This is a genomic window from Burkholderia cepacia (assembly GCF_001039005.1).
Classification (GTDB): domain Bacteria; phylum Pseudomonadota; class Gammaproteobacteria; order Burkholderiales; family Burkholderiaceae; genus Burkholderia; species Burkholderia theae.
The window spans coordinates 118,408-130,029 of record NZ_LDWR01000013.1 but is presented as its reverse complement, the minus strand read 5'-3'; the positions used below and the strand labels follow the sequence as shown (position 1 = coordinate 130,029).

At 55.1% G+C, this 11,622-nt stretch carries 7 protein-coding genes and 1 pseudogene; 3 read left to right on the top strand and 5 right to left on the bottom strand.

The window, feature by feature from the left end:
- From VL15_RS43125 to VL15_RS08335, 3 genes and pseudogenes are all read left to right on the top strand, one after another.
- Positions 1 to 362: pseudogene (locus VL15_RS43125) on the top strand (cytochrome b); the annotation flags it as partial.
- Positions 363 to 441: 79 nt separating this feature from the next.
- Positions 442 to 792 (top strand): nucleotide pyrophosphohydrolase, encoded by a 351-nt coding sequence (locus VL15_RS08340; protein ID WP_230684377.1) that lies wholly within the window; start codon positions 442 to 444, stop codon positions 790 to 792.
- A gap of 266 nt (positions 793 to 1,058) precedes the next feature.
- Entirely contained in the window at positions 1,059 to 2,246 is a 1,188-nt protein-coding gene (locus tag VL15_RS08335; protein ID WP_048244771.1) for a restriction endonuclease, read from the top strand.
- Between the two features lie 771 nt (positions 2,247 to 3,017).
- Here VL15_RS08335 and VL15_RS41790 read toward each other — a convergent pair.
- From VL15_RS41790 to gyrB, 5 genes are all read right to left on the bottom strand, one after another.
- Positions 3,018 to 4,262: a hypothetical protein gene (locus VL15_RS41790; RefSeq protein ID WP_230684375.1), complete on the bottom strand. Its 1,245-nt coding sequence runs from the start codon at positions 4,260 to 4,262 to the stop codon at positions 3,018 to 3,020.
- A gap of 640 nt (positions 4,263 to 4,902) precedes the next feature.
- Positions 4,903 to 5,880: a TniB family NTP-binding protein gene (locus VL15_RS39790; RefSeq protein ID WP_080970760.1), complete on the bottom strand. Its 978-nt coding sequence runs from the start codon at positions 5,878 to 5,880 to the stop codon at positions 4,903 to 4,905.
- Positions 5,877 to 7,868, bottom strand: coding sequence for a Mu transposase C-terminal domain-containing protein (locus tag VL15_RS39785; protein WP_080970759.1), 1,992 nt, complete (start codon positions 7,866 to 7,868; stop codon positions 5,877 to 5,879). The genes VL15_RS39790 and VL15_RS39785 overlap by 4 nt, the downstream gene beginning before the upstream one ends.
- Positions 7,846 to 8,544, bottom strand: a complete 699-nt coding sequence (locus tag VL15_RS08325) for a TnsA endonuclease N-terminal domain-containing protein (protein ID WP_080970758.1) — start codon at positions 8,542 to 8,544, stop codon at positions 7,846 to 7,848. Before VL15_RS08325 ends, VL15_RS39785 begins: the two co-directional genes overlap by 23 nt.
- A gap of 602 nt (positions 8,545 to 9,146) precedes the next feature.
- Entirely contained in the window at positions 9,147 to 11,621 is a 2,475-nt protein-coding gene (gyrB, locus tag VL15_RS08320) for a DNA topoisomerase (ATP-hydrolyzing) subunit B (RefSeq protein ID WP_048244769.1), read from the bottom strand.
- Position 11,622 lies beyond the last annotated feature (1 nt).

Genomic DNA, 11,622 nt, shown 5'->3' with positions numbered 1-11,622 from the left:
CTAAGCCAGAAACCCCCGCCCGTAAAGGCGGGGGTTTTTGCATTTCGGCGCCGGAAATGTGCGCGTGATGGCGCAGGGCGATACACCCGGCATGGGGCTCATCTCGTGCTGAAGGCGCTGATGGCCGTGATGCCGCTGACCGGGTGGGCGATGCTTTCGGCTGGAGGTATCCGATGACGCTGGGTGGTGGGGTGCAGTTGGCAGCTCTTGTTTCGGCTGATCCGATGGCCTTCGCTACGTTCCTCGCGCATTTTGTGGCTGCGCTTTATCACGGGTTGGTTAGGGGGGGGAGAGCGAGAGGAGTCTTATCTCGAAATTGTGATATTTTCCAGATTCCTATAACGGTCCTGCCGTTTCTATAGGCCTCGAAGGCGCTAATTCCATGGCGACCTGAGAGGCCCTTCTATTGAAATGTCGTATGCAGGCCTAGTGGAGAAAAAAATGGAATTGGAAGAACTTCGCGATGTGCTCCGACAATTTGTAGCGGAGCGGGGTTGGCTGAAGTTTCACACGCCCAAGAATTTGGCGGTGGCATTGAGCGTTGAAGCTAGCGAACTGCTTGAGCCGTTTCAATGGCTCGATTCTGGCGAGAAGGCAGAGCTTTCGGCTGACCAGTTGACAGCAATCCGGTATGAGATGGCAGACGTTTTGGCGTACCTGGTGTTGCTGGCCGACAAGCTGGAGATTGATCTCCACAAGGCCGCGTTGGAGAAAATTGAAATCAATAGAAAGAAATATCCGGCAGAGAAGGTGTACGGAAAATCAAAAAAATACACTGAATACGGGAATTGAGTAGATGCCGCAGTACAGCGTGAAAGTCGGCGATATTGAGGATGTGGTGCGAGAACTGGGTGGAAGGGCGTCATCCGTGAACGCATCACTTCTGATGCTGGCATCGAGAAGCATAGAACAGGTTAATATCCTGAACGGTGCCACGTTTCCGTGATGGGACAGCCCCGTAGTTGATATATTTGCTCGATGGAAAACGCCGGTGCGTTCAGGCAGTGCACACACTTGAGGCACGGCTTACAGTAACTAAAATACGAAGTGATCCCGCCATGTCAGAAAACAAGCATTTCATTGTTCGAACGCCGCTCTTCCCTCTTTACTCGAAGGTCCGGCTGCTTGTCCAGATACTCGACGGCGAAGCGAAAGACTCAGTCTGGGGCATGATCAAGGCTCTATTCGATCAAACGGGTACTCCGCAAAATAGCGTCGACTGGAGCCAGCCTAGTGATTGGATCGAACAACGACTCCATGGTACTAACCAAGAATTAGCCAAAAAAATCTGGAGTGAAAGTTCTGGTGCGGTTAATCCTCGGCACATCTACGGCTCATACCTTTTCATTAACACCTTCGGTTTATTAGTTCCTGATGCTCAGGGAGTCTATAGGTCCAGCATCGATGGACTTGATTTTATCGAAAATAATCCGACGATACTGCGAAAGCTCGACGAAGAGGAGGGCTTGCCGCAACTTCTCTCAATCCTTGCCGCTCACTCCCCCGCAAAACGGGGTGATCTAGTGGACGAGTGGTCTGAATTCCTGCTTGAGAACTCAAATTACGGTACTGCTTCAACTTTCAAGGACACTCTGAGCCGCCGCTTGCTGAACCTTGTTGAACGAGGCTATGTAGCACGGGAAGGCAATACCTATACGATCACCGACAAAGGTATAAGCTATGCTGCCCCAGTTGGCCCAGAAACAGTGCAGCGTCCCCACATTGCGGTGCTTGGCGCAATCAAGAACTACAACGACGCCCAAACCAAAGAGCTTCGCGAACGGTTGGAAAATATGAATCCATACCGTTTTGAAATGTTAATCAAGGACCTTCTCGAGGCCATGGATTACGAGGATGTGGTAGTTACCAAGCAGAGTGGCGACAAGGGCGTCGATGTCGTTGCCAGCTTCCAATTCGGTATTACCCAGATCAAAGAGGTTGTTCAGGTAAAGCGTCACAAGGGTAATATCACCCGGCCAGTACTCGACCAGCTACGCGGCGCGCTCCCTTACCACGGTGCAATTCGTGGCACCATCATCACTACGGGTGGCTTTGCTCAGGGTTGTAAAGACGCTGCGCTGTTTCCAGGTGCAGCGCCGATTACCTTGATCGATGGTGATAAGGTTATCGAACTGCTTCTTAAGCACGGCGTGGGCGTAAAAAAGAAACCGCAAACATTAATCGAGATCGACGAAAGCTACTTCGCAAGTGACGATCCCGAAACGCAAATTCCGGAAGAACAGTAATCTATCCGATCGATAAATGAGCACGTCTCATGTTACGGCTGGCTGTCTTGGCCGAATGTGCGGAGCGGCATGATTCGTGCAAGTTGGGCTGTTGTCTGGGGCGGTGCTGACGTTCGAGTGCGCATGTGAATGCAGCGGCCAACATCCGTAGATGGCCGAACTCGGACTGACGTGTATGGCCGAGTTCGGCCTATGTGTGGCATCTCATCACTTGTGGCTCAACAACAGGTGGGCGGGGCTGCCTCAAGCCTATTGCTACCGGTATGCGGCCCTGTTTGCGCGTGCGTCATAAAGAGCGTGGTGACGGCCGCCGTGCAATCGGAAATATTCATCCTTCGCAACGAGATCAATTCGTGAGCTGATGAGCTTTACTTTCCAGCCAGCCGCTCGTCCACCGAGCAGTTCCCACAAAAGTTGAAGGTCGATGGGATGGTCGTAGCAAATCACTGGTCGCTGTTTTAGCCCAGTGAACATTGCCATCCAGATTCGTACCGCTTCACGCAACGCTCCGCGTTCCATTATTCGCGTTGGATCTGCGCCTAGTAGTGGCAGTACATGTGCGCGAACAAAGGTACTGCAAGCGTCGCTCTCGACATGCGCTTGCTCCGCATAGAACTCAGGCCCGTCCTCAGCGACCATGGCTACACTTATCAAGTACGGCGCCGCGATATCCGTAAACTCTGTGTCGATGAAGATTCGGCGTTCCCATGGATGTAAAGTGCCCACGCGTTCCCTCCTGCAGTATGTCCGCCCAACGAGCCGAGCAGCCGCTCACGGTCGTTTATATTTCGCCCAGGCATTGGCAGTAGCATTAAGCGCTTCTACAACACGTTTGACGTCGCTACGACGAAAGATGTTCTGGCGGCTGCCGTCCACTCGCGAACCACAAATCGGCGCTATCCCGGCGACTGAAAGAAGTGCCATAATCGTCCGAACCGACAGAGACGTAGCCGTAGCAAGCTCAACCGCAGACACATATCGCTGTTCGAAGTCCGATAGGGCGACTGGCGTGATCAAAGTGGCAGTTCGTCGACCACGAATAGCAACACGTCCTTTTAGTAGGCCAGATTTTACTAAGTGGTACGCGACTTCTTGCTTGATATGAAGATGAATTGCCGCTTCAGGGATTGTCATGCCCCCGGCGCAACATTGTCGTCGATGCCAGTTGAGGAATTCATCTCGTCCAAAAATTGCACCGGCGATTCCTCGAGCACTCTCATCCCATCGCCTCAAGTTGATACGCTTCTCTTGAACTGCACGAATAAGGGATACGAATTCTACTCGCTGCGACAGAAAATATTTGCTGGCTTCGGCGAACGAAATCTCGCGATCTGGGCATGCCACAGCATCCCCGCAACTTTTGATGCTATCGATCAACTCCGACGCCTCACTACGACGGAAAAGCGACGTCGAGATCAGTCCATGCGTCACGGTCCTACGTTTCAGCATGCCTACGTCAGCGAGTTGTTCTACCCGGGGCATCGAAATTCCAAGAAGTAAGCTCATGGTCCGCAGGCTGATCTCATCCGCGAGCTCTTGCTTAAGCGACGAAAGGGCGGTCCGCTTGATTAGGGTGAAGTGCCGTCGGACGCCTCCCGGTTTGGGGATTTCCGTAACGCCGACTCGTGTGGTCAAGGCATGAAGGGTCGCAGCACGGATTCCAAGTTGACGAGCGGCAACGGTTGCGGTGACATACGCCTGCGATTGAATGTCGCCAACTGTCGCCCAACGGCGGCGCCTGTCCAGAGTCTCCATGGACTGGTCACGCATGTATGCCCGGAAGCCGTCGAGAAGGAAGTTCAGGTCAGGCGCAAGATCGTGAAACAAGAACTTCTTTAGTTGGCGCACGCGTGGCGATTGCAGCGAAGTTTCAGCGGCATCTCCAATCGATCGCTCTTCCTCCCGAAGGAAGTCGTGAAACTTAAATGGCCAGTCGGTCAAGCGTAAATAGGCAGCAGCTACTAGTCGGGAAGTTTCAGACAACGTAAGGTTGCGCCACGCTTTCGGCGTCAACATGTACTCGGTCGTCTCCGTCGTCGCTCCAAGGTGCGAAATCAATGACGCGATGGAGGGTAAGCTGAGATCTTCAAGCGCGCTAATCCGTCGTCCGACTGTGTCCTCCCGCACACCGGTCGCTCTCACAAACGCATGCCAAATATGGAGAGCGGCGTCGACGCTAGTGCGACTCGCTTCGACTTCTTCCCATGACGAAATCTCACTTCCGCAGCGACATCTCATCATCGACGCTCGTCTCCAACAAAGTTTGCTCCCGCACGCAAGGCATGTGTCTACCAACTCCGTGCCGTGTATGTGGCAAGCGACGTATAGCCGATGTTCCCATATTGTTCGCCAGTACGGCGCCGTTAACAAGCACGCAACACAGCATTTTGCTCGCCGGCCAAGACAAAATTTTTGGTCAAACCCTGGCGGAACTATGACAGGCGTGCCCAACTCACCGAGCCATTTGGGTATAAATCCAAAAATGGTGGTACCCACGAGATCACGAAGGTGTGCGTGGAGACCATCAATACGCTGCAACCACTCGACAGCAGGATACGCGTTGGCTTCCGCCAATCGCAGAAGAAAGCCCTGGACGCTTTCGAAGGGACGAGTCTGTGGGAGGTTGATCAACGGCGCTTTCACGATTGATCCTCCACTAACGGCGTCGCGTGCCGCGGGTTTCCCCTCGGCGGCTGGTAGGCGCAAACGGTTCGCCTGGTCGATCCAGACGACGAAACGAGAATTTCGGATGAAATGGATTTAGCTCGTTCTGTCCGCCGCGCCAGATCTCTTGAACGAAGGCCTGTTGTAACAAGGATCGATCGATACTTGGCTGGTTCGCAGCCACCATCAGTTCGAATGCCCCGGTCGTGAGCCGTCTGATGTATCCGATTAGGCCGTTGGTTGCAATGTATATCCGACGCGCAGTTTCAGCCTCGGCTAGGCCTGAGCGGCGTTGACAAGGAAGCATTTCATCCAAGGCATTCAGTATTGTTCGGAACTCTATCTCTTCGTCTTCGCGCTCAATTGAAAAAGGTACAAGTTCTATACGAGCCGAAAATCGGCGCCGAAGTTGCTCGTTAAGCGTAAGGATTGCCGTTGATCTTGGCAAACCCATTAGCAGACACGGTATTCGCGCATCTTCCACGAAGCTTTTGAGCCAGTCGGCTACCGATTGCGGCGAATTGTGAGAGCCATGGTCGAGAAAATGTTGAAGTTCATCAACGATGAGCATCCGGACCCGACACTGACGCATGAGCGCAAGCGCCCGTAGCCGCTTGACTTCAGCGTTGCCAAGGCTTGCCAGTGGATCTCCGAGTGCAACAAGCATTGCCTGCGCCAGGCTCTTCAACGTCGGCGACGTTGGAGTTTCGACAACGAGGACCGGCTTGATGTGGGCATCTTCGCTTTCTGATTCCGGAAGTATCGACCGGATATAACGAGCGATCCATGTTTTTCCAGTGCCAGACTCACCTACAAGGAGGGTATGACGTGGATCTGCACCATGTCGCGATAAATCAAGGACGTGCTGTAACCGCGCAACCACGTCCTTAAATTGCCGATGAGGAATGAGAATGCGCTCCACTTCCTTCATCCGAGCATAGTCTTCATCGGAAAACGGTCGATCAATCATGTGGACACCTTTCCGTTTGGAGAGCCATCCAGCAGCAAGCCGACCAGCTTTGGCAGCTTGGACACCGGTACGGCCGACTGCTTCTCGATGTGAGGTTCCGGCTTTCTGCGGGCTGTTTTGTCAGCCGACGTTGCGAATATGTCCGCTGCTTCTGTTCCGATCCCGCGCCACGCCGCGCTCTTTTGTCGCTTTCGTTGTGATTTGCTCAGGGCAAACTCGGAGACCAGCATTCGGATTTCGCTTTTCGCGTGCGCAAGGGCACTTTGGTCGACTAGCCCTTTGCCAGTTTCTCGCGCGCGTGTACACAGCAATCTGTGTTGCTCTCGCGTTAGACCGCTCGCGTATTCCTGATCAAGCGCCGGCACGATGACGGGGATCTTGGTGTCGGGATCGATGACCGCAATGCGTGAAACGTCATCGAAGTACGAAATGACGTCGACCGCAACTCGAGGCCCATGTTTACTGCGGATCTGCAGAAGTGCGGGATCGTTGTACCGCAAGTTGTCGAGTTCAATGCCTTGATGAGACAGCGTTCGAGTATGCGTTTCCCCGATCGTGATATCGACGTCCTCAATGCTCGGCGGCAGCACTGGCGGAAAACGCGTCGCTCCCGTAACCCACTTCTCGTGCGGCGTAGTTTTGATTCCTCGATGGAGGGAGTGTGCGTAGACGTCAACAATCCAACGCGTCAGGACATGCAGTAGCTGATCGTACGTGATCAACGCCTGCTCCTGCGGATCGTAATCTTCTCGATGAAACCATCGAGCGAAACTCGTTCCGGGCAGCGCGTGCGCAAACTGAAAATTCAATGTTTTCAGGAAGCGTTCAACGGCACCTTTGAACCACGGCTTGCGTTTTGGGCAAAACGTTATGATCATACCCAGCTCAAACGCAACCCTCTTCAGTTCGCCGCTGTGAAACTCTAGGCCGTTATCGCAGACTAGTTCGCGAATTTTTCCATGGCACGGCCAGTCGTGTTGCAGATCCGGATAGCGCTCTCGAAGGTCCGCCTTCGGAATTATTGCGTGCCTCAAGCACCGGAGAACGGCGTGGACTGAGGGCCCCTGAAATCCAACGTGCATACCGACCGGCATTCTTGAATATCGATCTAGTGCGATGGTTACCGTTGGACGGCCTAAGGGTAGCTTTGTCCTCTCGTCGATTACAAAGAGATCCAGTGGCGAGTGATCGATTTCCACGCGCTCGAGGATTTGTTCAACATGGACGCCGCGGCCACTTGTGCGAAACGTGATGTCCGCTATGCGCTTTCCGCGGCGGGCTACCGTCACGTCAAAAGCATCAAGTGAACGGATCGCCCGATACACGGTGGAAAGGCTCGGCATTCGAACCTTGTCGCTTTCGCTGCGAAATTCATTTTCGCAATCTATCCGGTAGCGAAGATCAGCACACACGTCGGTTACGGAGGTTTGTTCACGCGCCATGTATATTGAGTCGATCGATTGTTGGAGGAAATTCAGACTCGTAACGGGTAACCTGCTGCCACCGCCTCCTCGACGGTCGAACCGATCAATCAACACTCTATTGTCACCGTCTGCTCGCGAAATGCTACGAGCCCATCTGTAAACAGTGATAGCGCTCGGCGGATAATGGTCGTTCAATTCTTGCGCGCATTCCTGAATAAGCGGCGCAAGCACAGCCGGCGTCGAGACTATCGGACCGCTAGCGAGCAGCATGTCAAGGTACTGCTTTTTTCGAAGAGCCTGCTCTCGGACACGGTTAGGGAACGTTGACAGCGGGCGCCCCAACCGTGAATGCACTGGATCGCCGATATTTGTGGGCTCGTTGAGAAAGTGCAGCCGACCAGATTGATACTGCTTCTGCAGTTCTGAGGTCGATGTCACTGTTAATGCGCCGTTGACCACCGCAATTAGGTGTGCGAGTCCATCCGCGGTGAGATGCGCGATCCTATGATGTTGATCGTCCAGAGCGATGGTCACTCCAACCTTAAAAATAAAGTTCTTCATCATTCGGCTCGCGGTTTTGTATGGACAAAGCAGTCGATTCACTCAACGGTTGATGCAGATCGCAGGTAAGTAAATCTTGAGCAAGGAGTCGCCAAACTTCCGTAATTGATCCGAGACGAACGCGGGCGTGTGCGACCGTCAGGAGCGGCTCGTCGAGGAGCGGTGCCACGGCCAGTCGTCGTTGCAGCCCTGACATTGGCTTGCTTAAATAGGGGAACAATGCGTTCAGGTTAGGCAGAAGCGCGTCGCTACGAATCTGAGTGTCCGTCAAGACTCGAAACAGCGCGCCTAGCTCGGAGAAATGTTCCCCGATTCGCCGCAGTCGCCTCTGTTCGTCTGGCACGCGCGCTTTTTCTTCTGGTTTGACCTCAATGAGCAGCACTGCACCGCTGGCGAGAGTGAGTTCAAAGTCCGGCGTGTACTTCCGCGATTTACCTTCGAGCGAGTAATAGATCGAGTAGGGTTGTTCTCGATAGCTGATCACGCCGCGAGAGAACTCGAAGAGAAGCAAGGCGTCACGCTCGATCAAAGACTCGAACGCCACTGATCGGCCTGACTTTCGGGAAGGGAAACGGCCGCGGAAAATCCCGCCGGTAGGCCGAACTACTTGTCGTGCGGGGGTATGATGAATCCCCTGCCTGGCCGTCGACCTGACGGCGGCATGCGGATTGTTTTGCATGATTCGCTCCGCTCGCAAATTAAAAGGGCGCGTTAAACCCTCTCGACTTGCGAGATCAGAAAAAATTGGACGCAAAAACTTGACCGCAGGCGGGGGATTGACGATACTTCGATTGTCTAAGTCGGGTAGCGTCAGCTCCCACCAGCGGGGCAAGCTTCCAATAGGGGGGTTGCTCCGTTTTTACATTCTGCTCTCCATTTTTTGCTCGCTGCCAGTTTACTGGGTGAGCACAGTTCTGATTAAAATTAGCACCTTTTTCCGGCGAAGACGTTATTTTATTGATTGTCGGCGCGCGGTCAATGATTATTGCAGTATTTTGTGCTGCGAATCGATCATGCCGAATGGTAAGGGCACCGCCTTGATACTGCTAGGTAATTTTGTCTTTCTATTGCGCGGGTTATTTTCACTGGTGCAATGTGCAATATTTATTGCATTAAAACCCGTTTGTTTTGGTGTGATGGGATTTGTGGCGCCAAAAAATAAAATAGCCCGGAAGACATGGGCAGTCGACCGGGCTACAACAGTGACCAAATTTTCACGAATAGTGAGAAATTTTTTTCATCTCAGTGACAAAATTTTCACTATCTCTGACAACCTACATGTCAAACATCAATATTCCCCGCCCTCAACGCATTCGACTCAATAAACGCTCGCCGCGGCTCCACATCATCCCCCATGAGCGTAGTAAAGATCCCATCCGCAGCAATCGCGTCTTCGATCTGCACACGCAGGAGTCGCCGCACCGTCGGATCCATCGTCGTTTCCCACAGCTGACCGGGGTTCATCTCCCCCAGCCCCTTATACCGCTGCTTCGAAACGTTCCGCTCGGCATCCGCAAGCAGCCACTTCATCGCGCTCTTGAAGTCCGTCACGGCCATGCTGCGCTCACCGCGCTTGATGACCGCACCTTCCCCAATAAGCCCCTTGAACGTATTCGCGGTGGTTACGAGCTGCTGATAATCCGCCGTGTGCTGGAATTCCTGGTCGATGACCGAAACCCGCACGTTCCCGTGATGGGTACGCTCGACATGCAGCGACCGCTGCTCGCGAACCGGGTCATACGAAGGCACCACACGCACTTCGTTCTTCAGCGCTTCATCATGCAACGCAGCGTGCAGCGCCTTCGCCGAAGCCTCGGTCGAAGCCTCATCGGAAAGATCGATCGCAACGCCATCCATGATCGCTTCAAGCGCGGCCGGGTCATACAAGCGGCTCAACCGCTCGATCACGCTCTTCGACAGCAGATACGACCGCGCCAGCTCCCCGAGCGCATCGCCGGAAATCGCTGCCGCGTTCTCGCCCGGCACCAGCTCCGAGCCTTGCAGCGCCAAGCGCAGCATGTGCGCGTTGAGCTCCACGTCGTCCTTCAGATACCGCTCGTCCTTGCCCGCCTTGATCTTGTAAAGCGGCGGCTGCGCGATATACACGTACCCGCGCTCGATCATGTCCGGCATCTGTCGATACAGGAACGTGAGCAGCAGCGTCCGGATGTGCGCGCCGTCGACGTCCGCGTCGGTCATGATGATGATGCGGTGATAGCGCAGCTTGTCGAGGTTGTAATCTTCCTTGCCGATTCCGCACCCAAGCGCGGTCACGAGCGTGACGATCTGCTCCGACGACAGCAGCTTGTCGTAGCGCGCCTTCTCGACGTTCAGCACCTTGCCGCGCAGCGGCAGGATCGCCTGGAACTTGCGGTCACGCCCTTGCTTGGCCGAGCCGCCTGCCGAGTCACCCTCGACGATGTAGATTTCGCACTTCGCCGGGTCTTTCTCCTGGCAGTCCGCGAGCTTGCCCGGCAGGCCGACGCCGTCGAGCACGCCCTTGCGGCGCGTCATTTCGCGCGCCTTGCGTGCGGCATCCCGCGCACGAGCAGCCTCGACGATCTTGCCGCAGATGATCTTCGCGTCGATCGGCGTTTCCAGCAGGAACTCTTCCAGCGCCTTCGCGACGACTTCTTCAACCGGCGCCCGCACTTCGGACGAAACCAGCTTGTCCTTCGTCTGCGAGCTGAACTTCGGCTCCGGCACCTTCACCGACAGCACGCATGACAACCCTTCGCGCATGTCGTCGCCGGTCGTCTCGACCTTCGCCTTCTTCGCGATTTCGTTGTCGGTGATGTACTTGTTCATCACGCGCGTCATCGCGGCCCGCAGGCCGGTCAGGTGCGTGCCGCCGTCGCGCTGCGGAATGTTGTTGGTGAAGCACAGCACGTTCTCGTTGTAGCTGTCGTTCCACTGCATCGCGACTTCGACGCCCACGCCTTCCTTCTCGCCGATGGCGTGGAAAATCGTCGGGTGCAGGTTGGTCTTCGTCTTGTTGATGTACTCGACGAAGCCCTTCACGCCGCCGGCGAATGCGAAATCGTCTTCCTTGCCCGAGCGCAGGTCGGTCAGGCGAATCCGCACGCCGTTGTTCAGGAACGAAAGCTCGCGCATGCGCTTCGCGAGGATGTCGTAGTGATACTCGACCGTGCCGAAAATGGTCGGATCGGCCATGAAGTGCACTTCGGTGCCGCGGTTCTCGGTATCGCCGGTCACCAGCATCGGCGACACTTCCACGCCGTCCACCTGCTCGAGCACGCGCTCCTGCGCGACGCCGCGATGGAACTCCATGAAATGCTTCTTGCCGTTGCGGCGCACGGTGAGGCGCAGCCAGCTCGACAGCGCGTTCACGCACGATACGCCCACGCCGTGCAGGCCGCCGGATACCTTGTAGCTGTTCTGGTCGAACTTGCCGCCGGCGTGCAGCTCGGTCATCACGATCTCGGCGGCGCTGCGCTTCGGTTCGTGCTTGTCGTTCATCTTCACGTCGGTCGGAATGCCGCGGCCGTTGTCGGTCACGGTGATCGAGTTGTCGGCGTGAATCGTGACGTGGATATCGTTGCAGTACCCGGCCAACGCTTCGTCGATCGAGTTGTCGAGCACCTCGAACACGAGGTGATGCAGACCGGTGCCGTCCGACGTGTCGCCGATGTACATCCCCGGGCGCTTGCGCACCGCTTCCAGACCTTCGAGGATCTGGATCGACGAGGCGCCGTAGCTGCTGTTATCGGGTTGCGAATTGTGCTGTTCACTCATG

What these genes read in the sequence shown, in the direction of transcription:
- VL15_RS08340 (WP_230684377.1), top strand. Translation starts at nt 442, where the DNA reads ATGGAATTGGAAGAACTTCGCGATGTGCTCCGACAATTTGTAGCGGAG.
- VL15_RS08335 (WP_048244771.1), top strand. Translation starts at nt 1,059, where the DNA reads ATGTCAGAAAACAAGCATTTCATTGTTCGAACGCCGCTCTTCCCTCTT.
- VL15_RS41790 (WP_230684375.1), bottom strand. Translation starts at nt 4,262, where the DNA reads ATGTTGACGCCGAAAGCGTGGCGCAACCTTACGTTGTCTGAAACTTCC.
- VL15_RS39790 (WP_080970760.1), bottom strand. Translation starts at nt 5,880, where the DNA reads ATGATTGATCGACCGTTTTCCGATGAAGACTATGCTCGGATGAAGGAA.
- VL15_RS39785 (WP_080970759.1), bottom strand. Translation starts at nt 7,868, where the DNA reads ATGATGAAGAACTTTATTTTTAAGGTTGGAGTGACCATCGCTCTGGAC.
- VL15_RS08325 (WP_080970758.1), bottom strand. Translation starts at nt 8,544, where the DNA reads ATGCAAAACAATCCGCATGCCGCCGTCAGGTCGACGGCCAGGCAGGGG.
- gyrB (WP_048244769.1), bottom strand. Translation starts at nt 11,621, where the DNA reads ATGAGTGAACAGCACAATTCGCAACCCGATAACAGCAGCTACGGCGCC.